Annotated in this window: 26 protein-coding genes, 1 tRNA gene and 2 pseudogenes; 11 read left to right on the top strand and 18 right to left on the bottom strand. The window is 67.9% G+C overall.

The window, feature by feature from the left end; genetic code table 11:
• The 4 genes from QMK34_RS19435 to QMK34_RS19420 all read right to left on the bottom strand — a co-directional run.
• The coding region (locus QMK34_RS19435) for an LCP family protein (RefSeq protein ID WP_326415512.1) at positions 1-623 on the bottom strand (623 nt) is incomplete at its 3' end.
• A gap of 184 nt (positions 624-807) precedes the next feature.
• A complete protein-coding gene (locus QMK34_RS19430; protein ID WP_326415511.1) occupies positions 808-1,548 on the bottom strand; it encodes an SDR family NAD(P)-dependent oxidoreductase in 741 nt (246 codons plus the stop codon).
• A 335-nt stretch (positions 1,549-1,883) separates the two neighbouring features.
• Complete coding sequence (locus tag QMK34_RS19425; protein WP_326415510.1) at positions 1,884-2,426, bottom strand: L,D-transpeptidase; 543 nt, start codon at positions 2,424-2,426, stop codon at positions 1,884-1,886.
• Between the two features lie 155 nt (positions 2,427-2,581).
• Positions 2,582-2,845, bottom strand: coding sequence for a WhiB family transcriptional regulator (locus QMK34_RS19420; RefSeq protein ID WP_326415509.1), 264 nt, complete (start codon positions 2,843-2,845; stop codon positions 2,582-2,584).
• Positions 2,846-3,742: 897 nt separating this feature from the next.
• Here QMK34_RS19420 and shbA point away from each other — a divergent pair.
• Together shbA and QMK34_RS19410 are read left to right on the top strand one after the other, a co-directional pair.
• A complete protein-coding gene (gene shbA / locus QMK34_RS47880) occupies positions 3,743-4,450 on the top strand; it encodes an RNA polymerase sigma factor ShbA (RefSeq protein ID WP_442785178.1) in 708 nt (235 codons plus the stop codon).
• 157 nt (positions 4,451-4,607) lie between these two features.
• Complete coding sequence (locus QMK34_RS19410; protein ID WP_326415507.1) at positions 4,608-5,252, top strand: DUF4190 domain-containing protein; 645 nt, start codon at positions 4,608-4,610, stop codon at positions 5,250-5,252.
• 983 nt (positions 5,253-6,235) lie between these two features.
• On the opposite strand, the gene QMK34_RS19405 is transcribed toward QMK34_RS19410, so the two are convergent.
• Positions 6,236-6,781 carry a snapalysin family zinc-dependent metalloprotease gene (locus QMK34_RS19405; RefSeq protein WP_326415506.1) on the bottom strand — a complete coding sequence of 182 codons (546 nt, stop codon included), beginning with the start codon at positions 6,779-6,781 and terminating at the stop codon, positions 6,236-6,238.
• Positions 6,782-6,823: 42 nt separating this feature from the next.
• On the bottom strand, positions 6,824-7,570 hold the full coding sequence (locus QMK34_RS19400; protein ID WP_326415505.1) for a S1 family peptidase: 747 nt from the start codon (positions 7,568-7,570) through the stop codon (positions 6,824-6,826).
• 636 nt (positions 7,571-8,206) lie between these two features.
• Here QMK34_RS19400 and QMK34_RS47875 point away from each other — a divergent pair.
• Positions 8,207-8,416, top strand: a complete 210-nt coding sequence (locus QMK34_RS47875) for a hypothetical protein (protein ID WP_442785177.1) — start codon at positions 8,207-8,209, stop codon at positions 8,414-8,416.
• Here the strand turns inward: QMK34_RS47875 and QMK34_RS19395 are convergent.
• From QMK34_RS19395 to QMK34_RS19365, 7 genes are all read right to left on the bottom strand, one after another.
• A complete protein-coding gene (locus QMK34_RS19395; protein ID WP_326415504.1) occupies positions 8,394-9,365 on the bottom strand; it encodes a magnesium transporter CorA family protein in 972 nt (323 codons plus the stop codon). The two genes, QMK34_RS47875 and QMK34_RS19395, sit on opposite strands and share 23 nt — an antisense overlap.
• 356 nt (positions 9,366-9,721) lie before the next feature.
• Entirely contained in the window at positions 9,722-10,162 is a 441-nt protein-coding gene (locus tag QMK34_RS19390; protein ID WP_326415503.1) for a DUF1707 SHOCT-like domain-containing protein, read from the bottom strand.
• 410 nt (positions 10,163-10,572) lie between these two features.
• On the bottom strand, positions 10,573-12,231 hold the full coding sequence (locus tag QMK34_RS19385) for a flavin-containing monooxygenase (protein ID WP_326415502.1): 1,659 nt from the start codon (positions 12,229-12,231) through the stop codon (positions 10,573-10,575).
• Positions 12,228-12,743: an FAD-dependent oxidoreductase gene (locus QMK34_RS19380; RefSeq protein ID WP_326415501.1), complete on the bottom strand. Its 516-nt coding sequence runs from the start codon at positions 12,741-12,743 to the stop codon at positions 12,228-12,230. Before QMK34_RS19380 ends, QMK34_RS19385 begins: the two co-directional genes overlap by 4 nt.
• Positions 12,740-13,669 carry a ferritin-like domain-containing protein gene (locus QMK34_RS19375; RefSeq protein ID WP_326415500.1) on the bottom strand — a complete coding sequence of 310 codons (930 nt, stop codon included), beginning with the start codon at positions 13,667-13,669 and terminating at the stop codon, positions 12,740-12,742. Before QMK34_RS19375 ends, QMK34_RS19380 begins: the two co-directional genes overlap by 4 nt.
• Positions 13,666-14,502: an SDR family NAD(P)-dependent oxidoreductase gene (locus tag QMK34_RS19370; protein WP_326415499.1), complete on the bottom strand. Its 837-nt coding sequence runs from the start codon at positions 14,500-14,502 to the stop codon at positions 13,666-13,668. The genes QMK34_RS19375 and QMK34_RS19370 overlap by 4 nt, the downstream gene beginning before the upstream one ends.
• On the bottom strand, positions 14,502-15,509 hold the full coding sequence (locus QMK34_RS19365; protein WP_326415498.1) for an alpha/beta hydrolase: 1,008 nt from the start codon (positions 15,507-15,509) through the stop codon (positions 14,502-14,504). The genes QMK34_RS19370 and QMK34_RS19365 overlap by 1 nt, the downstream gene beginning before the upstream one ends.
• Before the next feature lie 45 nt (positions 15,510-15,554).
• Here QMK34_RS19365 and QMK34_RS19360 point away from each other — a divergent pair, with 45 nt between their 5' ends.
• Positions 15,555-16,202, top strand: coding sequence for a TetR/AcrR family transcriptional regulator (locus QMK34_RS19360; protein ID WP_326415497.1), 648 nt, complete (start codon positions 15,555-15,557; stop codon positions 16,200-16,202).
• A gap of 144 nt (positions 16,203-16,346) precedes the next feature.
• Entirely contained in the window at positions 16,347-16,952 is a 606-nt protein-coding gene (locus tag QMK34_RS19355) for a DinB family protein (protein ID WP_326415496.1), read from the top strand.
• A 186-nt stretch (positions 16,953-17,138) separates the two neighbouring features.
• Here QMK34_RS19355 and QMK34_RS19350 read toward each other — a convergent pair whose 3' ends face one another.
• Positions 17,139-18,080: a hypothetical protein gene (locus tag QMK34_RS19350; RefSeq protein ID WP_326415495.1), complete on the bottom strand. Its 942-nt coding sequence runs from the start codon at positions 18,078-18,080 to the stop codon at positions 17,139-17,141.
• A gap of 68 nt (positions 18,081-18,148) precedes the next feature.
• On the opposite strand from QMK34_RS19350, the gene QMK34_RS19345 reads away from it, so the two are divergent.
• The 5 genes from QMK34_RS19345 to QMK34_RS19325 all read left to right on the top strand — a co-directional run bounded on the left by QMK34_RS19345 (position 18,149) and on the right by QMK34_RS19325 (position 21,325).
• Positions 18,149-18,298: a hypothetical protein gene (locus QMK34_RS19345; RefSeq protein ID WP_326415494.1), complete on the top strand. Its 150-nt coding sequence runs from the start codon at positions 18,149-18,151 to the stop codon at positions 18,296-18,298.
• Positions 18,282-18,800 (top strand): hypothetical protein, encoded by a 519-nt coding sequence (locus tag QMK34_RS19340; RefSeq protein WP_326415493.1) that lies wholly within the window; start codon positions 18,282-18,284, stop codon positions 18,798-18,800. Before QMK34_RS19345 ends, QMK34_RS19340 begins: the two co-directional genes overlap by 17 nt.
• Before the next feature lie 4 nt (positions 18,801-18,804).
• Complete coding sequence (locus tag QMK34_RS19335; RefSeq protein WP_326415492.1) at positions 18,805-19,983, top strand: sensor histidine kinase; 1,179 nt, start codon at positions 18,805-18,807, stop codon at positions 19,981-19,983.
• Positions 19,980-20,663 carry a response regulator transcription factor gene (locus tag QMK34_RS19330; protein WP_326415490.1) on the top strand — a complete coding sequence of 228 codons (684 nt, stop codon included), beginning with the start codon at positions 19,980-19,982 and terminating at the stop codon, positions 20,661-20,663. Before QMK34_RS19335 ends, QMK34_RS19330 begins: the two co-directional genes overlap by 4 nt.
• A gap of 113 nt (positions 20,664-20,776) precedes the next feature.
• Positions 20,777-21,325 carry a hypothetical protein gene (locus QMK34_RS19325; protein ID WP_326415489.1) on the top strand — a complete coding sequence of 183 codons (549 nt, stop codon included), beginning with the start codon at positions 20,777-20,779 and terminating at the stop codon, positions 21,323-21,325.
• A gap of 363 nt (positions 21,326-21,688) precedes the next feature.
• Here QMK34_RS19325 and QMK34_RS19320 read toward each other — a convergent pair.
• A tRNA-Ile gene (locus tag QMK34_RS19320) sits at positions 21,689-21,762 on the bottom strand.
• Positions 21,763-22,302: 540 nt separating this feature from the next.
• Positions 22,303-23,142, bottom strand: a complete 840-nt coding sequence (locus QMK34_RS19315; RefSeq protein WP_326415488.1) for a helix-turn-helix domain-containing GNAT family N-acetyltransferase — start codon at positions 23,140-23,142, stop codon at positions 22,303-22,305.
• A 102-nt stretch (positions 23,143-23,244) separates the two neighbouring features.
• Here QMK34_RS19315 and QMK34_RS19310 point away from each other — a divergent pair, with 102 nt between their 5' ends.
• Positions 23,245-24,558, top strand: a complete 1,314-nt coding sequence (locus QMK34_RS19310; protein ID WP_326415487.1) for an FAD-dependent oxidoreductase — start codon at positions 23,245-23,247, stop codon at positions 24,556-24,558.
• Here QMK34_RS19310 and QMK34_RS19305 read toward each other — a convergent pair.
• Together QMK34_RS19305 and QMK34_RS19300 are read right to left on the bottom strand one after the other, a co-directional pair.
• Positions 24,548-25,231 (bottom strand): annotated as a pseudogene (locus tag QMK34_RS19305) (arsenic resistance protein); the annotation flags it as partial. The gene QMK34_RS19310 and the pseudogene QMK34_RS19305 overlap by 11 nt on opposite strands.
• Positions 25,232-25,311: 80 nt before the next feature.
• Positions 25,312-25,844: pseudogene (locus tag QMK34_RS19300) on the bottom strand (class I SAM-dependent methyltransferase); the annotation flags it as partial.

Below are 25,844 nucleotides of genomic sequence, written 5' to 3'. Positions count from 1 at the left end.
CCGACGGACTCGCTCAGCGCGGCGAATCCGGCCAGGTTGAGGGCCGCGTAATGGTTGATGGTGAGCCCGGTGAGCTGCTCGACAGTCTGGATCGTGCTCTTCGCCGCGGCGGCGTTGCTCTGCACTTCGAGCTGTGGCCCGCTGACGCCGTGGGCGCGCAGGGTGTTCATCGCGCTCGCTTTGCCACGGCTGTACGCGGAATTGATCTTGTGCTTGCCGTAGCCGCCCGCGATGTCCACATAGGAGTCACGCGGGATCGAGATCGCCGTGGCGGCCGCGCCCCCGGCCGGGATGTGCACCACGATCATCGTATCCGTGGTGTCCCCGCCGTCACTGCCACTGCCCGCGTGCAACGCGTCGAGCACGCTCTGTGGCAACGGGATGCCGTTGGTGTCGGTACGCGAGTCGAGCCCGACGAGCAGGATGTTCTGCGCGACGGCCAGTGGACGCCCCGGTGTCTCCTCGATCTGGGCAGCCGGCGGAATGACGTCGGCCGTGACTATCGCGGTGTCGAGCCTGCTCAGCTGCGACCACGCGTAACCGGTCGCCCCGAGCACGAGCGTCGAGACGACACCCAGTGCGACGCGGCCGCCGATCCGGCGGCCGCGGGACGTGATCAGCACGCGACTCTCCCCGCGGTCAGTGAATGGAACCCCTACTTCGAGGATCACCGCGTTTGCTGGGAATCACCTGAGAAACTGTGCGCCGATTGGATGAGAATCCTGTCAGGTTTCTGTCAGGGCCATGATGTGCGTCATATCGGTCGACACCGCGTGACCGACCGGGTACCGAAAGGGCACCTCCCGGCTAGCGGGGCAGCCGGCGCCAGATCGCGCGCGGCAGCACGCGCATCACCGCGAACAGCGGCCGCAGCGTCCCCGGCACCCAGACCACGGACCGGCGGCGGCGCAGCGCCGCGACCGTCGCGTCGGCCACCTGGTCCGGCGTGCTGGACAGTGGCGCCGGGGACATGCCCTCGGTCATCCGGCCGATCACGAACCCGGGGCGGACCAGCAGCAGGTGCACGCCGGTGCCGTGCAGCGCGTCCGCCAGGCCGCTCGCGAAGCCGTCGAGCCCGGCCTTCGCGGAGCCGTAGACGTAGTTCGCCCGCCGCACCCGGACCCCGGCCACGGACGAGAACACGACGAGACTTCCGCTGTCCTGACGCCGCAACAGGTTGGCCACGTGAGTCAGCACGCTCACGTGCGCGACGTAGTCGGTGTGGACCACCGCGACGGCGTGGTCCACGTCGGTTTCGGCCCGTGCCTGGTCCCCCAGCAACCCGAACGCGGTGACCACCACGCCGAGCGGGCCGTGCTTCGCCACGACGTCGTCGAAGACGGGGCCGTGGGCGGACAGGTCGTCGGCGTCGAACTCGACGCGCTCGACCGCCGTCGCCCCCGCTTCGAGCAGGGACGCGGCCTCGGCGTCGAGGTCGTCGCTGCGGCGCGCGGCCAGGACGACCTTGCCCCCGCCCGCGACCAGCCGCCGCGCCACCGCCAGCCCGATTTCGCTGCGCCCGCCCAGTACCAGCACCGTTCCGCTCACGCGCCGAGTCTGCCACCCGCCGGACGACACTCCCCCGGCGGCCTGTTTCGCAGCCGGCAATTCCGCAGGCACGGTAAATCCCAAGACGACACGCACGACGAGTGACCGAACAGCGGCCAGGAAAGGCGAAGGGGGTCCGGCCCGCACCGGGCCCCCTTCACCGCGTCCGGCCGAGGCCGTGGTCAGTGTGGCGGAAAACGAAGATCGTCAATCCGGAGCCGGGCGATGCGCACAGAGGATAACGCGTTTCGGCCGGGGTGAACAATGGTCGGACAAAATGGCGGATCACCGACCGGGACACCATTCTGTCGGTGATTTTTCACTTTACCGCCGCTTCACGCGGCCACCTGGACGACGGCGCCGACACCGAGGAATTCGAAGAACCTGAGCGAGTCGGCGTCGGACAGGTGCACGCACCCGTGCGACCCGGCGTCGAGACTGCCGCCGTGGAACGCGATGCCACCGCCCGCGAAGAACACCGAGTTGGGCATCGGCAGCTGCGCGAACTCGCTGCTGAAGTGCTCCTGGTCTTTCCACTGGACCCGGAACGTGCCCTGCGGAGTGGGGCTCTCGGGCTTGCCCGACTTGACCGGCACCGGACCGAAGACGACCTGGCCGTCCTTCATGAGCCAGGCCAGCTCCGCGGACAGGCTGACGCAGGCGGCGGTCTCCCCGGAACAGGGCGGGCGTGGCTGGGGTGCCTTGGTGGTCGCTGTGGTAGTCGCTGTGGTGGTCGCTGTGGTGCCCGGCGCGACGACGAACGCGGGGGCGCTGTGGCTGGAAGTGGCGGGGGCGCTCACCCCTCCGGCGGGGGCGCAGGCGGCGGCGAGCGCGAGCAAGCCGATCATCGCCAGCGAAGAGCGTGTTCTCAGGTGCATCGCGTCCCCCGGCCGGTCACTTTCCCAAGGACTGGTGCCCTCGCACCGGGAACTACGGGCGGAAGCCGGAAAAGGTTGCGGAAACCGCGTCGCGCCGCCTCCCCCGCTGATCGCCGGGGAGGCGGCGCGACCGCCCCGGTGACTGACTCTGCTGGTCAGACGGCCGGAGCTCGCTGCGGTGTCCTGCGGGCCAACGTTCGGCGCTCGCGCTCGGTGGTTCCACCGAAAACGCCGTGGTCCAGCCCGCTGTCGAGCGCGTGCCTCAAGCACTGGGCCTGTACGGGGCAGCGCGCGCACACGGCACGTGCCTGCTCGACCTGGCGGGCGCCTGGGCCGACATCGGAGACCGGGAAGAACAGCTCGGGGTCTTCGTCCCGGCAAGCCGCGCTCTCCGGCCACTCGGTCGTGATCCGGTTCATATCTGGTCACCTCCTTCCCTGGGCGTCGTTCCGCTGCGCACGGAAACGACGTGTAGTGGTCGATTTGCGGCTGTGGTGCCCGGATCCGGGCGGGGCGTCCGCAGCGCGTGGTGTGCACCGCGATCGGACGCCGGGGTTTCAACGTGCCACCGGCCGGAGATGTTCCCGGCCTGCCACGTCTTGTCTGGTGCTGCCCTGTGCCCGGCACCGGCCCCACCTCTCCCCGAGGTACGGCCGAACCTGACGCTTCTGACACCCTACCAGTGGGTTCTTACCCGCCGTAGTCATTTACGACACGTTGACGCCCGGGTGTCTTGCTCGCCGCGGCCAAGCCTTGACCAAATCGTTGCACGTGGCGGCCCGCTCACCGCACCTACACCTGTGAGTGCTGCGGGCGGCGACGGGGAACGGTGGTGCGGGGTGAGTGGTCACGAGGACTTCGACGAGTTCTTCCGTGCCGACTTCCCGGTGCTGGTCGGGTTCGGCTGCAAGACCGGCTCCGGGCTCGAAGCCGCCGGAGACGCGGCGGTCGAGGCGATGCTGGGCGCGTTCGAATCCTGGCCCTCGCTGGACCGTCCGCGCGCGTGGGTGCGGCTGGCGGCCAGGAGCGAATGGACCGGCGCCGACGAGCCGCAGGCCGACGAAACGGCAGCGCTGTTCGAGAAGACGTCCTTCGTGGTGAGCGCGCTGGACCAGCTGCCGCCCTCGCAGCGAACCGTGATGGCCTGGTCACTCGACGGCTTCGCACCTGGCGAGATCGCCGAGGCGCTCGGGATACCGGCCGTCGAATCCACGCTGCGACAAGCGCGAGAGCGGCTGCGGCAGGTCTTCGACCAGTGGCCAGAAGAACAGACGAGAGAAGTGCGGACCATGAGCGACGAGGAGTTCGGTGACGTGATGACCGCCGCCGACACCGTGTTCACCGATTCCCTGCGCGCCACCGTGGACGTCGAAGGCACCCTCCGCCGGATCAAGAGCCGCGCCACGGTGCGGGAGCCCGCCGACAGCGGCGAACCCGCCGTACCCGCCCGCTTCCACCGCGTGCACGCGGTGGAGGAGGCCGTCACCGGTTCGGTCGGCCCGGCCATGGGCGGCGACGACCGCGCGACCGAGCACCTGCTCGCGGCGATCCGCCCGCTGGTGATCCGGTACTGCCGCGGCCGGGTGGGCACCTACGAACGTACGTACGCGTCAGCGGACGACGTCGCGCAGGAGGTGTGTCTCGCGGTGCTCACGGCATTGCCCTCGTACCGTGATCAAGGCCGCCCGTTCCTGGCCTTCGTCTACGGCATCGCCCAGCACAAGGTCGCCGACGCGCATCGCGCCGCGGCCCGTAATCGCGCCGAACCGGTCGCCGAGGTCCCCGATGAGATCGAGGGTGACGTCGGTCCCGAGCAGCGCGCCCTGCAGGGCGAGTTGAACGAGCGCATGTCCCAGCTGCTCCGGGTGCTGCCCGACAAACAACGGGACATCGTCGTGCTGCGAGTCGTGGTCGGCCTGTCCGCCGAAGAAACCGCCGACGCTGTCGGCTCCACCCCCGGCGCCGTGCGCGTCGCCCAGCACCGTGCACTCGCGCGGCTGCGCAAGGAACTCGGCGACTACTGAGCTTCACGGACGGCGAACCAAGGTCAAAAACCCCCAGAACGAGTGACAGCCTGTAACACCCGGCGCTGGCGAACCGACCACACAACGCAACCGCCACGCGAAGGGATTCCCCGTGACCGCCCCATATCCTTATCAGCCACAGCCCTCCCCTGGCCCGGTGGCGCCGAGTAACGGCCTCGGCACAGCGGGGTTTGTCCTCGGCCTCATCGGGCTGATCTTCTCGCCGATCCCGATCATCGGGATCATCGCGTGGCCGCTGGTCATTGTCGGCTTGATCCTGTCGCTGGTGGGCCACGCCCGCGTCCGCCGCGGTGCGGCGAACAACGGCGGCCTGGCGATCACCGGAATCGTACTGTCGGCGATCGGCCTTGTCGTCTGCGTCATCTGGGCGGTGGCCGTCAGCAAAGCGGTGGTCGACACCGCGAACTCGCTACCGACCTCGCCTGCCTCCCAGTCGCAGGCCGCAGCTTCGAACGCACCGGTCAGTGCCGACGCCGCCGCCGCGACAAAGCACACCGTGGTCTACAAGGTCACTGGCACGGGCAAGGCCGCCAGTATCACCTACACGACCGACGGCATGACCACGTCGAGCCAGGCGTCCAACGTGAAACTGCCCTGGGAGAAGACGATCGAACTGCCTGCGGGCGACGCATTCCAGGTCGTGAGCATCCTGGCGCAGGGCAGCGGGAAAGGCACCATCAAGGTGGCGATCGAGGTCGACGGCAAGGTAGTCAAGGAAGCCACCGCGGACGGGTATGGCGTCGCGAACGCCAGCGACAACATCGGGACACTCGGCAACTGACCCACATGGGCAAGGTGCGTCCCGACGCGGCGCACCGCGTCCCGGGGGGGGGGGCAACGCGGCGCGTCCAGCGGCCACGGGATCGGCTTGGCGTTGGCTCGCAGCATGGCCGAGGCCAGCGACGCCCGGCTGACGATCACCGCGACAATGATCAGCGCGCAAGAAAGCACGACGACAAGGATCGGGGAACCTGCGGTCACAGTGTGAACGTAGCGAAATCATGCTATTTACACACTGGGCATTAACTCAGGGAATACCACCGTTCAGGTCATCACCGATGTGCGTTTGCGGTGGCGAATCTGAGAAGGCGTCCGGAAACTGATGTCATGTCGTCCAGTTTGGCGCCTGGGGCCTCGTGACTGACGGGGACTTTCACCCGGTCTGTTCTGGTGAAGGGGACTTTTGCAAGGTTGAGTCGAGGGAAAGTCCCCTTCGGTCGCTACCCCAGGCTTTGCCGTGTGCCCTGATGGGAGCCTTCACGGCGTTTAACGCCGTCATGGTGGCCTTCAGGGGCACACATGAAACGGTCGTGGCGGTATGAAACGGGCGAATGGGTAGACTTTTCGTCCTTTGTGGAGGGTGGGCGGCTTTGAAGGACAGGCGCCCGAGGCTTCGAGCGGCGACTACTACGTCAGTTCTCAGACGCGTTCTGAGACTCGTGGCGGTACCGCGCTGTCGTTCCCGAAAGCCCAAGCCAGAAACACCACGAGTGCGAGTGTCAGTACCACCACGACGATGAACAGCATCGTTGTCATTGTCAAACCCTAGTAAACGAACGCTGTGAAAACGCTGAGGGGAACGCGATAACCGACCGCCGGCACATGACGTCTCGAGAACTACACTCGACTGATGAGAATCGCGGCGTGGGTAGGAGCGCTCAGGCTTCTGCTGCTCGCCTCGCCGACGCCCACGAGGCAGTGGCGAGTTGTTGTCACGTGGGCGTCGGCGCTGGAACGATTAAACAGCTCGGAGCTGTCAGGAAGTCACCGGTAGACGCGCGAGACGAGCGTCGAGGATGTAGCGAAGCCGTTGGCGAAATTCTGGTCGACCTGGGCGCTCTCCTGAGCGTCGGGCATCGCGTTCTTGCACGACGGTCCCGGGCCGTGGCCGGACATGATCTCCGTGCAGGGGCCGGTGTAGTGATCCGGCAGGCCGAGGTTGTGACCCATTTCGTGAGCCAGGATCCGGGTCGGGTCGTTGCCCTCGGCGACCTGGGCAGTGTCGATGTAGATGTCACCGCTGCCGTGGCCGTCGGTCTGGGTGTAGGAACCACCACCGGTCACCTCATGGATGACGATGGTTGCGCCGCCGCCGGAGTCCAGGTGGACATTGCTCACCGCCCCGTTCCAGTTGGCCGCGGCCTGGTCGGCTTCGGACAGGTAGTCGGGCGCGTCGGTGGAGTCGTACTGCAGGTTCACGACATTCGGTGCGGCACTGGCGGTGGTCGCCGCGACGACCTGGACACCGGCCAGCGGAAGGAGCACGGCCGTGAGCGCGACGGCGAAACGGCCGATGCGATGCTGAATCATCTGATGACACCTCTCCTGAAGAACACGGTGCATGACGGTCACTCACCGAATGGGCGCCGTGGCGAGAAAACCGCCGCCGATCTGCTGGTTGATCCACGACAGGTGCTGGGCGATACCGGTGTAGAGCGTGCTGGTGGCGCATTCGCCCTGGTTGTCACCCGGCCCGTGGGTCTCCCCGACCAGCGTCCAGTTGCCGGGCGACCCGACGACGGCCGGTCCGCCCGAGTCACCATGGCACGCGGAATGTGCCTGATCGCCCGAGATACAGACGTCGCCCGCTCCCCCGCCACCCTCGGCGCACGCACCACTGTCGAGCACGGTCAGGTCAATTTCCTGCAGGGTCGACGGGGTCTGGCAACTCGGCCAGCTCAAACAGCCCCAGCCGAGCAGCCGAGCGCTCGTTCCCGCCGCCGGGTTGTCCTGCGCCATCGGGACCGGTGCCGCGTTGACAGGCTGGGACAGGTGCATCATGGTCAGATCGGTACCCGGCTTGGTGATCACGTTGTCGATGTCGCCGAGCTCGCCGCCGGAGTTGATGTCGGTCGACCCGACCCTCCCCTGTGACGCGTCACCACAGTGGTGAGCGGTGACGATCCACTGCGGCGAGACCAGGCTGCCACCGCAGCCGTTGTCCAGCGACACCATGAACGAGTACGTCTCGGTGGCGTCGCCACCGCCGATAATGGACGGCTGCGACGCTGCGGGAGGTGGGGCTGCCGCGGCAGGCGCGGCAACCGCGAACAGGACCGTGCACGCACCCAGCGCGGCAAGCAGGATTCTCCGCATCATTTTCCTTTCCAGGCAGGTCAAATTCGCCACAGCGAGGCGGCGATTAGCCGGCCGAAATCGGTGGACCTGATTTCAATGAGCGCTTCCGCTCATGCAGGAAATAACAGAGTCGCAGGGCCAAGCCAAGCCGAACACCTTCGAAAGGAGGGAAAGATAGGCACCCTCATGGAACCACGCAAACCGGCACAAATCGCCATTTCGACGGATCCCCCGGCACGCGATCGAATTTCGGATGGCGTACCGCCCTCTCGCGCTGGACGGACGCAGCGCGACAACCATCTTTCCCGGCCTCGAGTCCCGCGCGCGCGTCTGGCGATTCCTGCCGGGACACCTCGATCGTCGAGATGTGCGATCAGGCAGTTCACAACTTTCGTGGGTGGAAATGCAGCCTCTAGATCCCTAAGCTGCGAAGCGCGCGCACAACCGCCTACGCCGGAGTGGCATCGTCCCATTCATCAGAGACGGAGATGACCCCGCCTTCTGCCCGCTATCGACGAAGCACCACACACGGTCTGCCGCGGACCAGGTTCGCGCGGCCGGTGCGACACCGAAACTCGTCGGCTACCGGGCCTTCGAACTGAAAGCGGTTACCGCCGAACCGGGCCGGTCCGCCCGCCTCGCCGCACCACGTGGCGGGTGGACCCACGGAGCGGCCAGGTGCAGGTCACCGCCGACTCTTCGGTCACCGACGCTGGCATGGCCACGCTGACCGGCGTGCCGCACCGTCACCGGACTCGACGCCACGGTCGACTACCAGGAAGGCAGCGTCAGCGGCCTCATCGACACCGAGAAGTCCGGGACGACCGGTTCTTCGGGGCCATGGTCAGAGCCAATCACGTTTCTTGAAGCTGAGGTACAGGGCGCCGGACAAGACGATGATCACGAGCGTGGACGTCCAGAATCCGGCGACTGTCTGAAATCCGGGATAGGGCACGTTCTGGCCGTAGAACCCCGTGACCGCGGTGGGAATGGCGATGATCGCCGCCCAGCTGGTGACCTTCTTCATGATGGTGTTGAGATGGTTACCCTGAATGTTGAGCTGTGTCTCCCGGATCGTGGTGACCAAGTCCCGCAACGACTCCGTCCACTCGGAAGCACGCAACACATGATCATAGACGTCCTGGAAGTAAGGCTGCATCTCATCGTCAACCAGGTGCAGATCGCGGCGCATGATCGAGTTGACGACTTCGCGCATCGGGAGCACGACCCGCCGTATCTGCACCAGGCTCTTGCGCAAGGCGAACGACCGCCGCTGCATATCGGCGTAATGCGGGCTTTCATCGAATACGAGGTCTTCAAGAGCCTCGATCTGCCCATCCAGGGACTGCACAACCTCGAAGTGACCGTCGACGATGTAGTCGAGCAATCCGTGCAGCAGGAAGCCGACACCGTTCTTGGCCAGGTCCGCCGCCGAGTCCCAGCGAGCGACCACCGCGGCGATATCGAAGTTCTCGTCCTTACGAACGGTGACCAAGGCGCGAGCAGTGACGAACGCCGACAGTTCGGAGACGAGCAGACTTCCGGCGTCCTCGTCCAGCGTGGCCGAGTACGCGGTCAGAAACGCGTGCGACTCATACCGGTCGAGCTTCGCGCGTTGATGCTCGTGGACTGCGTCCTCGACCGCCAGCGCATGCAGGCCGAGCTCCTCACTGATTGCCGCGAGGTCATTCTCCGTCGGCCCACAGAAATCGAGCCACACCGTCGCGCCCGGCTCGGCGAGGTAGTCAGACACATCAGCCACCGGAAAGCCTTCGGCCGCCAGCACACCATGGCGATAGACACGGGTCCTCGACATCGATCAGCCGCCCGCCGACGTCGCGTGGTGGGGATATCGAGGAGAGCGAACGGCACCTGCACAGCCCCTGACTTGTAGCGATCCGCCCACCCTCGTTGGATGAACTCCCCGCATGGTGCAGGGTTGGCGCTGTGAGGACGTTGAGGAAGTCAGCTTGACACCTCGCGTCAGGCCACTGCGTCCAGGCTCGAACGCGGTGAAAACGCCCATACGGGCCGAGCCTGTCAGCGGCAGGCCGTCGTCGAGGTATCCGCTCACCGGCGGCAGGGACCCGGCGACGGATTCGCGGGAACGGGCGGAGACCGAGACGGCGGCGATCACGGCCGTGCACACAGCAAAGCAGCCAGGTTGAGACGTCAGTCGTGGCCGACCGCGTGGTGTTCAGGGCCTCCGTCGATGAATCCGTGTGCCGCGAGTATCCCCATGGCGACAAACACGAGCACCATCAACACAATCAGGACCGCTTTCCGGCGGGGATTCGACGCCGCACCGTGACGGCCCGTGAGAGTCATCAGGTCCATGGCGAGCTGCCTACCGGCCACGGCGAGCACCGGACGCCAGCCGGCGGCAGGCGCCTCGGCTCGCGGCAGGTCAGCGACGACCGCGCCGAGCTCGTGCCGGTACTGGGCGGCGTAGGTCGTGGCGGTCCGCTCATCGACCTCGGCCAGCGAAAGCCTGCCTTCGCCCGCGGCCTTGAGCAGTGCGTGGGCGGTGCGTTCACGCTCGACGTCGGAGCACCGCACGCCTTCCGGCGCAGCGGTGTTCGCGAACCGGGGGCCGGGATCGTCTGCGGTCATGGTTCCTCCGCGTTGACGGCGAAATGGAGTCCTCGTCGACGTTAGGCCGACCCAAGTTCAGCAACGGACAACGCGAGGCCAGCGAGCGGCAAACGAGACCGCCGCGATACTCGCGGCGAGGGTCGGCACAACCCCTCGCGCGAGAACGAGGTCGTTGCCGCGGTGTCCACCGGCGACGGTTTCCTCACCGTCACCGGTGGACCACGGCTTTGAAGCCCCCGGTGAGAGACCACACCTACTGGGGGATCGCGCCAACCGGCCCCGAAACAGAGTCTCGTCCCGACCGGCAGAATCAGCGACAATCACCATCGTCCAAATCGACGAGAATATTCATCAAGGTAGTCGGGAGAACAGCTTCGTATCTTGCCGTCATCGCGTCACCTCACCGGACATCGATCTGTCGTGACGTTTCACCTCGGCCGGTCAGCGACAATTTTGGCTCGCTTCGACCGGACCTCCCCGATCCCCGTCTCATCCCCCGCCGATGCGATGCGCTCGCGCTGTGGTTTTGCGACGGCCGTACCACCCGCCCGCCCGCGGATCTGTTCGAACGTGTAATGGCCGAGGTCGAAACGGGAACTGGTCCACATCGTTTCCAGTGTCGGGGACGCACGGAACGGCACATCCCCGTTTTCGTCGAAGTAGTAGCTGTTCGCGTTCGCGCAACTGTCCTGGAAGAACACCTGGTGCTTGCGCCTGCCCAGCATGTGCCGGAAGTAGCGGTCGTTGGCTTCCCGGGTGACCTCGATCCGGGTGGCGCCGGCTTCGCGGGCGTGTTTGAGACACCGGATGAGATGAGCGGTCTGCGTCTCGATGAGGTTGAAGTAGGAGGAGCCGTTATAGCCGTACGGGCCGAGAATCGTGAAGAAGTTGGGGAAACCGGGAACACTGACTCCCTGGTAGGCCTGGTACCGGTTCTCCTGCCAGAATTGCTCGAGGTCCACGCCGCCCGCTCCGCGCACGGTGAAGGCGGGCATGTTGCCTTTTTCGAAGACCTTGAAGCCGGTCGCGAGGATCAGCACGTCCGCGTCGTGGTCGACGCCGTCGGTGGTGCGCAGCCCGGCGGCCGTGACGGCTTTGATCGATGTCGTCTCCAGCGCCACGTTGGCCCGGTTGAAGGTGGTCAGATATTCGTTGGAGAAGCTCGGACGTTTACAGCCGAGCGCGTAGCGCGGCGTGAGTTTGTCACGCAGCGCCGGGTCTTTGACGGTCCTTCGCAGGTGAGCTCGTCCGATCCGTTCACCGGTTCCCGCGACCGGGAGCAGGCCGTGGAAATGCGCGGCGAGGGGGAAGGTCAGCTCGACGAACGCCTGGCTGACCAGGCGGGAGAGCGTCTTCGCGCCGGGGAGTCGCCGCAGTGCCAGTGCCGCCGTCCTGGGAAGGGCCATGTCCGGCTTCGGCAAGCACCAGATCGGGGTTCGCTGGAAAACGGTCAACTGCTCCACCAGCGGCGCGATCGAGGGAATCACCTGGACCGCGGAGGCACCGGTGCCGACGATGGCGACCCGGCGGCCACGCAGGTCGACCCTGTCGTCCCAGCGCGCGGTGTGCATCACGGTGCCGGTGAACTCCGCGAGGCCCTCGATGTCGGGCGCCTTCGGTTGGGTGAGCACGCCGGTCGCGCCGATGACGAACCGGGCGGTGATCGTGTCGCCGTGGGACGTCTCCAGCCGCCACAGGTGTGCTTCGTCGTCAAAGATGGCGGCGGTGATGCGGGTGCCGAGCCGGGTGCGCCGCCGCACGTCGTACTTGTCGACGCAATACTCGGCGTAGGCCTTGAGTTCGCGTCCCGGCGCGTAGATCCGGGACCAGCCCGCGACCTGTTCGAAGGAGAACTGGTAGCTGAACGACGGGATGTCGACCGCGACACCGGGATAGGTGTTCCAGTGCCAGGCGCCGCCGATGCCGTCGCCCTCTTCGACTATCAGGTAGTCGGAGAACCCCGCCTTCTCCAGCAGGATGGCCGCGCCGATGCCGGAGAATCCGCCGCCGATGATGACGACCTCGTTGTCGGGCAAGGGATTCATCCGGTGCCGGTGCACCGGCTCGTCGTTTCGTTGACTGCTCACGCGGTCCGCTCCTGCCGGGCTGGTTTCGTGGTGACTGCGGTGTCGTGGCCGAGCGGCACCGTCTCGCCATGGACGATGCAGTCCACCCGGTGTTCGATTCCTTCGGCGGTGCGCACTCCGTCGGGAGTGATCGCGTAGATGGGCCAGGCGATGAGCTTGCAGTCCGGGCGTTCCAGCGCGGCGTAGAAGTCTTCGCTGACCATGAAATGCGGTGAACCGAAGCGCGGATGCGGGGTCAGCAGCCGGCGGGTCCAGTCATCACTGACGCCGAGCCGCAGATGCAGCCGCGCGGCCACCTGCCGTAGTGGCCCCAGCGCCGGAACAGGACGCGGGAGCACCCATCCCGGCCGGTCCTGGAACACCTTGACGAACAGCGCGGTGCGAACCAGCTCCGGCACGATGTCGACGGTTTCCCGCGCGGACGCGATGACGGCCACCCGCTGGCCGCTGAAGTCACGCCCCCGCCAGCGTTGGTGGCCCAGGGTTTCGCCCCGGAAATCGGCGAGGCTCATTCGGCCACCGGCCGGTGGGTGATCTCGTCGACCCAGGACTGCGGCTTGGACAGGAGCCTGGCGGGGATGAGGCTGGTGAGCTTCACCATCGGGTCCGCCAGCAGCCGGTGGTAGGGATGGGACCGGTCGACGATCATGGCGGCCTGGGCCTTGAGCACGTGGTAGGCGGGGATCCGGCGGGTGTGCTCGCCGCGCCCGCCGATGGTGGCGAACCGTTTGACCGCGTTGTAGAGCTTCTTCTCCGGCAAGCCGAGTGCCACGATGTTGTCGCGCATCTTGTTGATCAGCGGCACGAACACCACGATCAGGCCGAGGACCACCTGGGGCTTGAGGTTCCCGATGGTTTCGATGAGCAGCCGGTGTTTCGGTCCGGCGCCGATGAGTTCCAGCACCTGGAAGTCGACGGTGATGTGCCGGGCTTCGTCGGAGTTGATGTGGCGGAACACTTCGTGGCAGACCGGGTCCTGCACCTCGTCCAGCAGGAACTTCACCAGTGCGCCGTCCAGCGCGCACTCCAGTAGCGGGATCAGCGTCGCGAGACCGGTCAGCGGGAGCGAGTCGCCGTAGCGGTCGAGCACCTTGATCGCCAGCTTGACGTTGATGTTCGGCTCGGGCATGTCGTCGTTTTCGTCGAGCATCCCCCAGCGCTTCATCAGGGCCAGCTCAGCGTTGGCGTGCTTCTGCTCTTCGGCGTGGAAATACCGGTAGATCTCCTCGATCACCGGTGTCGGCGCCTTTTTCGCGAGCGAGGCGAACCCGCGGGCGCCCACGTGCTCGATCCACACCAGGTCCGCCATGAACGGCGTCATCTTGGCGCGCAGTTCATCCGTCACCGTCTCGGCGCCAGGGGAATCCCAGTCGATGTCGGCCAGCGACCACTGCTTGTCCTTGATGGTCCGCAGCATTTCGTCGAAGTGTGAACTCATGCCTGCTCCTTTCGGGCTCCGGGGGCGAACCTGCCGATCAGACCGGCCGCGCGGGCGTAAGGCAGCGGCAGGAGCCTCTTGCCGAGCCACAACAAGCGAGCGTCGGGCTGTGGCACGACGTAAAGGCGGCCGCGGTCGTGGGCGTCGAGGGTCGTGCGTGCCACGCGCTCCGGTGAAAACCCGATGACACCGGCGATCCGCTGGGCGAGTCCCGCCGCCGCGGACTCGATCAGTTCGCCGTGGAAGATATTGGTTTTGACGAACGTCGGACACAGGACCGTCACGCCGATTCCCGTGCCGGACAGCTCGGCCGCGAGCGTCTCCGACAGGCTCAGGACACCCGCCTTGCTGACGTTGTACGCGGACATCCTCGGTGCGGCCGTGAAAGCAGCCGCCGAGGCGACGTTGATGACGCCACCACGCCCGGCGTCGCGCAGAGCCGGGAGGAACACGTGGCAACCGTGGATGACCCCCCAGAGGTTGACGTCCAGCGTGCGTCGCCAGTCCTCCAGCGTGCTCTCGCCGACGACCTCGCCGCCCGCGCCGATACCCGCGTTGTTGATGACGAGGGTCGGCGCGTGGCCGAACCAGTCCGCCGCGGTCTCGGCCAGTTCACGCACATCCTGCTCACGCACGACGTCGCACCGCGTTGCCAGCGCCTCGCCGTTCGCGGCTTCGATGCGTCGTACGGTCTCCTTCGCACCGGCCAGGTCGAGGTCGGCGCAGACCACGCGCCCGCCCCGGCGTGCCAGTTCCTCGGCGAACGCGCGACCGATCCCGCTGCCGGCTCCGGTCACCACCGCGTGGGACCGGTGAGTTCGTCGCTGTGCCATCAGGCCTCCTTCACAAGCTCGGCACGACCGTCACGGTCGGCTATGTCCAGCTGTCGCACTACGAAATCGCCGGCCCGCGCCAGCGCCCGCTTGGCCTCGGGGACTATCCGGGGCAGCGCTTGGAACACGTGCATCTGACCGGGCCAGATCTCCAGCGCGCAGACCGCGCCGGGCAGCGCACCCAGCCGCCGGGACAGCTCGACGGCGTCCGCGGCGAGCATCTCCCGGCCGCCCGCCTGGATCAGCGTCGGCGGGAAGCCACTCCGTCCGTCGATGTGCAGCCGCAGCCGCGGGGTCGACGGATCGTGGTCCCCGACGTACAGCCCGACGAGCCGGGCGGCCCGTGCGGCGGAGATCATCGGGTCCGGACGTACCCGTTCACGCAGCGCCGCCCCGGCCAGGCTGAGATCCAGCAGGGGGGAGAACAGCACCAAAGCCGCCGGGGCGACCCACCCCTCCTGGAGCAGCCGCGAGATGAGGTCGACGGCCAGATGACCTCCGGCGGAATCACCGGCCACCACGATCCGGGCCGGATCACGGCCTTCACTCAGCAACCATTCGTACGCGGCCCGTACGTCGTCAGCGGCACACGGGAATCGATGGGAGGGGGCCAGCCGGTAGTCGCAGCTGAAGACCGGCAGGCCGGTCAGGGCGGACAACCGGGTGGTGAGGCCGCGATGGGTGCGCGACGAGCAGATCGCATAGCCGCTTCCGTGCAGGTAGAGGATCACCGCGTCGTCGTCCGTCGTGCCCGACGGCCCTCGTACCCACTCCCCCCGCACCCGCAAGTCCGGCGAGACCAGCTGATCGACACGCTCGACGCGACTTCCCCGCAGGGGAGGGCCGAAGATCGCCAGGCTGATCGCCACCACGCGGCGAGACACCACGACTCCGGCCCGATTCGCCGGGAGAACCCCGGCCAGCGGCCGGACGGTGGCGAACGTGACCGCGGCGGCAACCTGGCTTCGCAGCGAGCCTGCCCGCCTCACCGCTTTGTGAAGGCGCATGCCCTCAGATTGCAATCTGAGGGCATGCGCTGTCAAGATGGCCGGGTGAAGTCGACCCGCGCCACCGCACGCAGATATGGCGGCAAAACCGCCGAACAGCGCAGCGCCGAACGCCGTGGCTCCCTGATAGACGCGGCCCTGCAGCTCTGGCGCGACCAGAGCTGGACCGCGGTCACCATGCGCGGCGTGTGTGCTCGCGCGGGTCTGACCGACCGGTACTTCTACGAGAACTTCACCGACCGGGACGCGCTACTGGGCACGGTGTGGGACCAGGTGCGGGACGAGACCTTCGCGATGCTCCTCACCACGATCCACGCGCTGTCCGAACGCCCGCCTCTCGAGCAGCTCCGCGCCGCGCTCACCGCGGTGGTCCACCACATCGCGGACGAACCGGAGCAGGCCCAGATCCTCTTCGGCGACCACACCGGCAGCGCCGTGCTCGAACAGCGGCGTCACGACGTCATCCAACTCGCGACCGACCTGCTCATCACGCTCGCCCGCCCGTATCTGCGTCCGCAGATCGACGAGAACGAGTTCCGCACCAACGTATTGCTGGGCATCGGCGGCTTCGTGCAAGTGGTCTTCGCCTGGCGCGCGGGACTCGTCGAGGCCGAGACCGAGGCCATCGTCGAGTACCTCGCCGGGGTTGCCGAGGCCTTGTCGCCGCGATTCCTGCGCCACAACGCCCTGTAGCAGCTAGGACGGCCGATAGGCAGATGGTCCGGGTTCGACACGAAACGCGCGTCAGCCGGGCTGATTCCCTTGACACCAAACGAGATCCGGGACCGTACACAGTTGGCACCTGGGCTTGTTTCGGGGTATGGCAGGCTCGTGCCCATGATCGATGAGTTCGCGAAAGAGTACCTGCACAGCGATCTGCGAGAGATTCGCGAGGTGCTGGTCTGGAAGCTCGACGGGCTCGGCGAGTACGACATCCGCCGTCCGCTGACCTCGACAGGAACCAACCTTCTCGGCCTGGTCAAGCACCTGTCGGTGTCGGAGTCCCGGTACTTCGGCGAGGTCTTCGACCGGCCGTTCCCCGAGCCCCCGCACCGGTGGGACGACCTCGGGAAGCGCGGCACCGACCTGTGGGCGACGGAACACGAGACTCGTGAGGAGATCGTCGGCCGCTACCAGCGCGTCTGGGAGCACTCGGACGCGACGATCACCGCCCTCGCCGTCGACTCGTCCGGCTACGTGCCCTGGTGGCCACGTCCCCGCGTGATGCTGTTCAACGTTCTGGTCCACATGCTCACCGAGACCAGCAGGCACGCCGGACATGCCGACATCCTGCGTGAACAGCTCGACGGCTCGATCGGCACCGCCGCGGAATACGTGAACCAGCAGCGCGACGCGGCCTTCTGGGAAACCCAGCGCGCCGAGATCGAGCGGGCCGCCACAGCAGCGGTCGCCACGCCTGATCACGACCCGTCGTCCCAGTAGGTACGTCGATCCCGCTGCCGGGCTACTGGGCCCACCCCGGTCTCGGCGTGGCGCTCGTCCTGCGCTTCGTATCGGGGTTGTGCTCGGCCCACCAGGTCACGGCCGGGGGCGGGACCGCTCCACCAGACCAACGCCGAACGAGTTGGCATCGGTGGTGACAGCGAACAAGGACCTGCGTAGTCCAGCTTACTTTTCGGATCGCCACCAGGGCCCGACGATCACGGCCACCACGAGGAGAGTGACGACGGTCGACCCGACGGCCCATTCGATCTTGGCCAGGCCCTTTTCGAAGAAGTAGTTGAGGACCTGGAACACCACCTGCAGGACGCCGATCACCGCCACGGCGGCGAGCAGTTTGTTGCGCCGGTCGTCGGCCCGCCGTCGCCCAGCCTCGCGGAGGTCGTCGACCGCGCTTTCCAGGTCGGCGACGACCTCTGACCAGTACTGTTCGCGCTGCCGGATTCCGCGAACCTCCGCGATCGAGTGGTAGAAGGCCCGTTCGGTGTCGTATCTGAGGACGTTGAAGTAGCGGTGCCGGTGCACCTCCTGGAATCGGCTGAGACGAAAGTGCCGGAACATCGTGAACGTCTCGTCGACCTTCAGGCCGCGTCGCCATCGACCGACGTCGTCGGCCGAACCGAGCGGCCCCACCTTCTTGAGGTGCTCGATGAGGGTACGCACCTGGTATTCGTAGCGCCGGACCAGATCCTCGTTATGGAGCGTCATCAGATGGACGAGGAACAGGTACGGGCAAGTACCGATCCAGCCGCGCCCGGCGCTCAGGCTGCGGGACTGGGAAACGATTTCGTACAGCGACGCCGGAGTGGCGTACACGATGAAATAACCGGAATCGTCTTGGACCGCGGGCGGATAGATCGGATCTACACCGTCAAGAACCTCGGAGAGGAAACCCCGTCTTCGGTCGGCATCGACACCACCTGGTCGAGCGCGGCGAGGCGGTCGCGGTTGTCCCGCCGCAACAGGTGGAAGAAGTAGGGATTCTCCAGGACGGACACGCACGTGTCGGCGGACTGTGGCTGACACGAGTCCGTGCTCGCCCGCCACAAACCCCAGGCCGAAATTCACAATCGAAACAGGCGCGCCCTCCCTTTCAATCTGATCGAGCAAGCGCGAATCACCGCGTCGGAGTAGCCGTCCGGGCACCCCGGGCGGCGGCGATGAACCATGAGTGACCGGTGACCCGCCGGTGCGGAACGAGCAGGAGACAGCTGACCACGGCCGCTGAACTGCCGAGTATTCCGTTCGCCCAGCCGGACATCCTCGACCTCCCGCCGGAGGACAGGGACCTGCCCAGCCGCCGCCGAACCGGTGCCGACCTCCTGTGACGTCAACGCCTGGCTGCACGCACGGGCCGGTACGCCCGAGGCCGACGCGCGGATCCAAGCGGTGGCCGAGGAACTCAGTGCGGTGTCCGATGTGGACATCCGGTGGCCCGACGTCGGCGACAAGGCCGAACTGCACCCGCTCGAACTGGGTCCGGAGCTGACGAAACGGCCGCGCCGGGCCCACCGCCGGTCTGCTGCCGAATTCCTTGCTCTGCAAGGCTTATCAGCACGCGCTCGCCAAGGTGGCCGGGCTCGGGAGTTTCCTGCTCGGCTGCGTGGTCGCGGGCCGGGACCTGCCGGAGCTGCGCCGGGTGGCCGGGTGCTACACGCCAACCTGGTGCTGCTCACCGGGAAAGACCGGGTCCGCGGGTTCTTCGAGCACAAGCTCGCCTTCCTGAGCGTGGCGGAGGCCGCACTCGTGGTGGAGACCCTCCTCGCCACGGTGACCGGGCTGCTGGAGATCGTCGAAGGCGGCCCGCCGGTGCGAGGCGTGCAACGATGACGTGGTGATCGTGTCGTCGTTCCCCTATCGCGGCGGCCTTTCGTGGCCGCTGCGGGCGGTTCGCCTCGCCGGGCTGGTGCTGCTGGTCTTCTACGTGCTCCGGACGACGACGCCGCATCCCGGCTGGTCCGGGCTGCCGCTGACGCTGACCGTGCTGCTGACGTTGTGCTCGGCGGGCTGGCTCCTCTGGCTCGCGTCGGACTGGCTCGACCGCCGCGGCCAGGTGCTCGCGCTGCTGTTGTTCGGGCTGCCCGGCGGGCTGCTGGCCGGGTTGAGCCCCGTCGGAGTGGCGATCGTGTTCCCCGCGCTGGCGCTGATCGACGCGGGAGCCCGCCTGCAGCACCGGCAGGCGCTCGGCGTCCTGGTGGGCGTGCTCGCCATGACGGTGCTGGGGCACGCGCTGGCGTCCTGGCCGAACCTGCTGACGAACACGCTGGTGCTGATCGCCTGCGTGCTCCTCGGCAGCTTCCGGTTCCAGTACATGCAGCGGGCCGAGCAGGCGGAGCTGCTGCTGTCGAACGTCCAGGTCGCGGCCCAGGAACACGCGCGCGCGGCGACGCTGGCCGAGCGCTCCCGCATCGCCAGGGAGCTGCACGACATCCAGGCCCACGCGCTCGCGGCGCTCTCGGTGCAGCTCAAGGTGATCGACGCGCTGGTGCAGGACCAGACCGGCACCGGCCGGATCCGCGACGCCCTCAAGCGCGCCGACGAGCTGACCAGGGAGGGCCTGGTCGAGACGCGGCGGGCGATCCTCTCGCTGCGGGAGGAGGTGCTCCCGCTCGACGACCTGCTCAGCAGCCTGGCGGGCGCCTACACCGACTCGGACGGCCACCCGGCCGGGCTGCGGGTCACCGGCGAACCGGTCACCCTTCCGACGGACGTGACGATGGCGCTCTACCGGGCCGGGCAGGAGGCGCTGACGAACGTCCGCAAGCACGCGCCGGGGAGTCCCGTCCCGATGACGCTGGCCTACGCCCCCGGCGAGGTCTCGCTGACCGTCACCAACGACATAACCACCAACGTCACCGCCAACGTCACCGCCGCGGCGCCCTCGACGCCCACGGTGGTGGGCTCCGGCTACGGCATCGCCGGGCTGGTCGAACGCGCGGCGGTGGTCGGCGGCACGGCCACCGCCGGTCCCGACGGGCACCGCTGGCGCGTGTGCATCAGGATACCGCTGTGACCGGAGCGAACGAGACGGCGGACGACAGGGTGCTGCGGGTGGCCATCGCCGACGACCACCCGGTGGTGCGCGACGGGCTGGCCCTGCTGATGGACCTGCTGCCCGACGTCGAGGTGGCGGGCGTGGCCGCCACCGGCGCGGAGATCGTCGCGCTGGCCGACGCCCAGCGGCTCGACGTCGTGCTGATGGACCTGCGGATGCCCCAGCTGAGCGGCGTGGAGGCGATCAAACGCATCCGGGCCCGTCATCCGGAGACCCAGATCGTCGTGCTGACCACCTACGCCGACGACGAGGAGATCGCCGAGGCCTTCCGCGCCGGCGCGGTGAGCTACCTGACCAAGGACGCCGACCGCAAGGACATCCACCAGGCGGTCACCGCGGCGGCGCGGGGCCAGGGACTGATCTCGCCGCAGATCCGCGAGCACCTCGGGCGGACGGCCGAGCAGCCGGGACCGGCCGCCGACGAGGCGCCCGACGGGCTGACCCCGCGCGAGGTCGAGGTACTGCGGCTGATCGCGGCCGGGCGGTCCAACGGCGAGATCATCGAGTTGCTGCACATCAGCGAGGCGACCATCAAGACGCATATCAACCGGGTGTTCACCAAGACCCGGGTGCGCGATCGGGCCCAGGCCGTCCGCTACGCCTACCGGCACGGACTCGCTTCCTTCAGCGACACCTGAGCGGGCGCGCGCGTGCACCGAACGGCGACCGGAGTCAACCCTCGGTTCGACGACAGTCCCCACGCCCGCTGAATACGCTGGCCCCCACGTTTCCGCCACATCTGGGGGCTTTGATGACCATCGGCATTCTTCTGCTCAATCTGATCGTCTTCGCCGTAGCCATCGAAAGCGATATCGGCCGGCGCAAGATCGGGCCGTTCCGGGTGTTCCGGCCGCTGGTCACCGGACTGGTCATCGTCCCGTTCTTCTTCGAGGGAATGTCCTTCTCCGGCAACGGACTGCTGTTTGAAATCGGCGCGGCGCTCGTCGGCGCGGCACTCGGTTTCGTGGCGCTGACACCGATGAAGTTCGAGTACGACGTCTCCGCGCACCGCGTCTATTCCCGCGCCGGGCTGGTCTACGTCGGCGGCTGGGTGCTGATCACCGGCGCGAAGATCTTCTTCTCCTACGGATCCACCGACATCTGGGGCCGTCAGCTGTTCACCTGGATGACGGCGAACGACATCTCCATCGACGCCTTCCGCGCCGCCTTCATCTTCCTGAACGTCGCGACGATGCTGGCCAGGGTCGGGTCCATCTACTTCCGCGGTTCGGCGACAGCGAAGGCCGCCGGCGCGTCGCATCACATCTTCAAGAAGATCAAGCAGACCCAGTCCGCCTGAGCCCGGATACGTCATTGTTGCTGGGGGTTTCGACGACTTGTCGACGCCGACCTCGCACTTGGACGGGTCGGGCTTGTCCTCCGCGACCGGTGGTGCGACCACATCGCACACGGGCTCGAAAAGACCAGTGACGTGGCCACCCGGCACAGCGGGTAGTCAAGGACCATGGTCACGAGATCCCCCTCGACCGGACGCTACAAGAAATCCCAAACCGTATACGACAGAGTCAAACGGCCACTCATCCATCCACATAGGACTATTTTTGCCGTTCCGGACTCCGTTGCCGAAGCCTTGACTGACAGCCCACTCCGCTACGCCAGCGGGGGCGGTCCGAAACGTGCTCTTGAAAGGCACTGTTCGAGGTGGGGCGGGTCGGGCTCGAACCGACGGCCAAGGGATTATGAGTCCCCTGCTCTAACCAACTGAGCTACCGCCCCTGGTGTACCGAGACCTCACGACCATCCCCATGGGTTTGCATTCGCACAGAGATCCCGGTTCGCTTCAAGTTATCACAGCCACGGGCACGGCCAGTCACGGTGGCGCACCCCGCCGGACGTGGCGGCGCGAAGGACGCTTCGCGGGAGTGACAGCAGATGTCGTTTCGTACTGTCTGGTAGGCCAAACAGGTAACCGGACTCCGTTTTCGCGCCGCGCTCGTCTAAGTTGCTAGGACGTCGCAACGCGTCGCGCCACGGCTGGACGGTGCCTATGCCTGCCTCACGAACCGCACTGCTCGCACTCCTGGACGCACTGACGGCGGGCATGGCTCTGGGGTATCTCGCGCACCAGTATCGGGAGGCGCTCGTGTCGCACTCGGCGTCCATCAGTGTCGGTTTCCTGCTCGTGCTGTCGGCTGCCGCCGTGATCGGGTCACCGTGCGGCTGCTGCGGCGGGCGAATCTGCGGGTCGACGCCATTTTCGAGGACGAGTTGAGGGACAAGCCGTCACCGTGGCCGCGGTGAGCGGGCCGACCGGCCTCAGCTGAGGATGCCGCGCCGCTCGAGGAACACGGTGTCGTGCCAGACGCCGTCACGGCGGGCTATGCGTTCGCGGATCCCGATCGTCCGGTAGCCCGCGGTGTGGTGCAGCGCGACGCTGGTGCGGTTCTCGGTGAAGATCGCGGTCTGCAAGGTCCAGAGTCCGGCGCGATCCGCCTCGGTGACCTGCTTGTGCAGCAACGCTTTGCCGAGGCCACGGCCTCGGTGGCCGTCGGCGACGTAGACCGAGGTCTCGGCGACGCCGGAGTAGCACTCGCGTGCCGACGCCGGGGCCGCGGCGGTCCAGCCCGCCACCACGCCGTCGATCTCGGCGACCCAGCGGTGCCCCGGCAGCCACTTCGCGTCGAGTGCCGCCAGGGCGGGCACCTCGGTTTCGAAGGTCGCGAGGCCGGTGGCGACGCCCTCGGCGTAGATGCGGCGGACAGCGGTCCAGTCGTCGCCCCGCAGGGCACGCACGGTGACGTCGGCGGGAAGGTCGTCCGGGCAGCACGGCCGGGGCGCGAGCAGGCCCATCACGGCGTCGGCGGCGTGGGGAAGGCCGCTACAGCAGGCCTGGTTGATCGTCACGAGCGTCGCGGTGCCCGCCTTGCGGAGGTGGACGAAACCGACGTCGGCGAGTTTGCGCACGTGGTGTGAGCAGGTGGACTGGCTGATGCCGAGGATCTCGGTCAGCGCGCCGACCGTGAGGCCGCGCGGCGTGGTCGCCACCGCGTGGAGCAGCTTGACCCGGGTCGGCTCGGCCAGGCACGCGAAACACTCGGCGTACGACGCGGCTTCGGGCTCCGGCAGGAGCTGCGGGTTCGGGACAACGGTGGTCATGCCGCCCAGTATCGGTGAACATCGATGGTTGCGTCAATCGACTGGGATCGATACATTCGCCGCAGCATTAATCGAATGGTATCGATGAAAGGTGCGTGGACCATGCCCGAGTTGCCTGTTGTGGTCATCGGAGCGGGGCCGGTGGGGCTGGCGGCGGCGGCCCAGCTGCTGGAGCGTGGCCTGGAGCCGCTCGTCCTGGAGCAGGGGGCGCGGGCCGGAGCCGCGGTGGCGCAGTGGCATCACGTGCGGCTGTTCTCCCCGTGGTCCGAGCTGGTCGACCCGGCAGGCGGACGGTTGCTGGCACCGACGGGCTGGGCGCGGCCCGCGGGCGAGACGTATCCGACGGGCCGGGAGTGGGCGGAGGGCTATCTGTGGCCGCTCGCGCGGGCGCTCGGCGAGCGGGTCCGGCTCGGCGCCGAGGTCGTCGGCGTCGCCCGACGCGGGCGGGACCGGGTGGTCGACAGCGGCCGGGACGGCGAGCCGTTCACCGTGCACGTGCGCACCGCGGACGGCGTCGAACAGCGGCTCGCGGCGCGCGCGGTGATCGACGCGTCGGGCACCTGGTCGACGCCCAATCCGCTGGGCGGCGAGGGACTCCCGGCCGCCGGAGAGCGCGCGGCGGCCGACCGGATCGCCTACCGCGTGCCCGATCTCGGCGACGAGCGGGTGCGTTCGGGGTACGCGGGCGGGCACGTGGTGGTGGCGGGCAGCGGACATTCCGCGCTCACCGCGCTGATCGCGTTGGCGGACCTGGCGAAGGACGCGCCGGAGACACGGATCAGCTGGGTGCTGCGCCGCGGTTCGGTGGGCGACACCTTCGGCGGCGGTGACGCGGACCAGCTGCCCGCCCGCGGCGCGCTCGGCCTGCGCGCGCGTGAGGCGGTGGGCTCGGGCGTGATCACGGTAGTCACCGGTTTCCGCACCGAGGTCGTCGAGCGGGCCGCCGACGGACGGCTGGCCCTGGTTTCCTCGGCAGGCCAACGACTCGAAGCCGTCGACTCGGTCGTCACCCTCAGCGGTTTCCGGCCGGAGCTGTCCTGGCTGTCGGAAATCCGCCTCGAACTCGACGCCACCCTGCAGGCTCCGGTGGCGCTCGCGCCGCTCGTCGACCCGAACGTGCACTCCTGCGGCACCGTCTACCCGCACGGCGCCCGGGAACTCGCGCACCCGGAGCGGGACTTCTACCTGGCCGGGATGAAAAGTTACGGCCGCGCGCCGACGTTCCTCGCGATGACCGGCTACGAGCAGGTGCGCAGCATCGCCGCGAGGCTCGCCGGTGACCACGAGGCCGCCGGGCGGGTCGAGCTGCGGCTGGCGGACACCGGGGTCTGCGGCGGCTCCGGGTTGTTCGACGAGCCGGACGCCGCCGCGGCCGGCGGTTGCCGCGCGGCACCGGCGTCGGCGATCAGTCCCTGAAGGTGGCCTTCAGGGGACTGCCGGGGGCCTCGACCCAGCGCTTGCGCAGCCAGAGGCTCACGTAGACCAGGCCGACCAGCACCGGGACCTCGATGAGCGGGCCGACGACCCCGGCCAGCGCCTGTCCCGACGTCACCCCGAACACACCGATGGCCACGGCGATGGCGAGCTCGAAGTTGTTGCCCGCGGCGGTGAACGCCAGCGTCGTCGTCCGCTCGTAGGACAGGCCGGACGCCTTGCCCAGCGCGTAGGAACCGGCCCACATGATCGCGAAGTAGGCCAGCAGGGGCAGGGCGATCCGGGCGACGTCCAGCGGCCGGGCGGTGATGGTGCCGCCCGGCAGCGCGAACAGCACCACGATCGTGAACAGCAGCCCGTAGAGCGCGACCGGGCCGATCTTCGGCAGGATCCTGCTTTCGTACCAGTCACGGCCCTTGGCCCGTTCGCCGAGGCGCCGTGACAGGTAGCCCGCGGCCAGCGGGACGCCGAGGAAGACCACCACGCTGAACGCGATCTCCCACGGCGAGAAGTCGAGGTCCTGGCTGTCGAGGCCGAGCCAGCCGGGCATCAGGTCGAGGTAGAACCAGCCGAGCACGCCGAACATGACCACCTGGAACACCGAGTTCAGCGCGACGAGCACGGCGGCGGCCTCGCGGTCACCGCAGGCGAGGTCCCGGAGCCGTTGAAGAGGCTGGAAGCACTGCTCCGCCCTGGCGGGCCACTGGCGGACCGCCCGGCCCTGGGCGACGGGGGCTAACCGGTTCCCGGCCAGCTCACCGTGACCAGGTCACGTCCCGACGATCCGAGGTCCGGCGGCACCGCCGGGTCGACCTCCAGCCGCAGCAGCGCCGTCTCGACCTCGGCCGCCCGGGACGCGGGCAGGCACAGCCGCCTCCGGGTGACGTCGACGAGTTCGGCGAAGGTCGCGTACTCCGGCTCGGGCGGTCGGCTCCACTCGGTGATCCGCGGCCGGATCCCCAGCTCCGCCAAGGCCGCGAGGAAGTCGGCGGCAGTGGGCCCTGCCGGGCGGGTGACGCCGTGGAACCGCTGCCACAAAGGGGCGAGCTCGATCAGCGGATGACGCGCGGCCAGTTCGACCACCACCCGGCGACGGGCGGCACCGGTCAGCGCGGACACGAACGGCGCGAGGTCGGCCGCGTTGTAGACGACGTTCCCGCACACCACGACGTCCGCCGTTCCGGCCCGCGCGGCGAGCTCCGGCCAGCGACCGCGCAGCAAGTGGTGCGGCACCCCGAGCCCGGCCGCGCGGTCGCTGGCCGGAGCTC

The sequence above is a fragment of the Amycolatopsis sp. H20-H5 genome, assembly GCF_035828755.1.
Lineage (GTDB): Bacteria > Actinomycetota > Actinomycetes > Mycobacteriales > Pseudonocardiaceae > Amycolatopsis.
The sequence above is the reverse complement of the archived record's forward strand: the minus strand, read 5'-3'. Positions and strand labels throughout refer to the sequence as shown.

Coding starts and splice junctions, on each gene's coding strand:
- QMK34_RS19425 (WP_326415510.1), bottom strand. CDS start 2,426: ATGCACCTGAGAACACGCTCTTCGCTGGCGATGATCGGCTTGCTCGCG.
- QMK34_RS19420 (WP_326415509.1), bottom strand. CDS start 2,845: ATGAACCGGATCACGACCGAGTGGCCGGAGAGCGCGGCTTGCCGGGAC.
- shbA (WP_442785178.1), top strand. CDS start 3,743: ATGACCGCCGCCGACACCGTGTTCACCGATTCCCTGCGCGCCACCGTG.
- QMK34_RS19405 (WP_326415506.1), bottom strand. CDS start 6,781: ATGATTCAGCATCGCATCGGCCGTTTCGCCGTCGCGCTCACGGCCGTG.
- QMK34_RS19400 (WP_326415505.1), bottom strand. CDS start 7,570: ATGATGCGGAGAATCCTGCTTGCCGCGCTGGGTGCGTGCACGGTCCTG.
- QMK34_RS19395 (WP_326415504.1), bottom strand. CDS start 9,365: ATGTCGAGGACCCGTGTCTATCGCCATGGTGTGCTGGCGGCCGAAGGC.
- QMK34_RS19390 (WP_326415503.1), bottom strand. CDS start 10,162: ATGACCGCAGACGATCCCGGCCCCCGGTTCGCGAACACCGCTGCGCCG.
- QMK34_RS19380 (WP_326415501.1), bottom strand. CDS start 12,743: ATGAGCCTCGCCGATTTCCGGGGCGAAACCCTGGGCCACCAACGCTGG.
- QMK34_RS19375 (WP_326415500.1), bottom strand. CDS start 13,669: ATGAGTTCACACTTCGACGAAATGCTGCGGACCATCAAGGACAAGCAG.
- QMK34_RS19370 (WP_326415499.1), bottom strand. CDS start 14,502: ATGGCACAGCGACGAACTCACCGGTCCCACGCGGTGGTGACCGGAGCC.
- QMK34_RS19365 (WP_326415498.1), bottom strand. CDS start 15,509: ATGCGCCTTCACAAAGCGGTGAGGCGGGCAGGCTCGCTGCGAAGCCAG.
- QMK34_RS19355 (WP_326415496.1), top strand. CDS start 16,347: ATGATCGATGAGTTCGCGAAAGAGTACCTGCACAGCGATCTGCGAGAG.
- QMK34_RS19325 (WP_326415489.1), top strand. CDS start 20,777: ATGACCATCGGCATTCTTCTGCTCAATCTGATCGTCTTCGCCGTAGCC.
- QMK34_RS19315 (WP_326415488.1), bottom strand. CDS start 23,142: ATGACCACCGTTGTCCCGAACCCGCAGCTCCTGCCGGAGCCCGAAGCC.
- QMK34_RS19310 (WP_326415487.1), top strand. CDS start 23,245: ATGCCCGAGTTGCCTGTTGTGGTCATCGGAGCGGGGCCGGTGGGGCTG.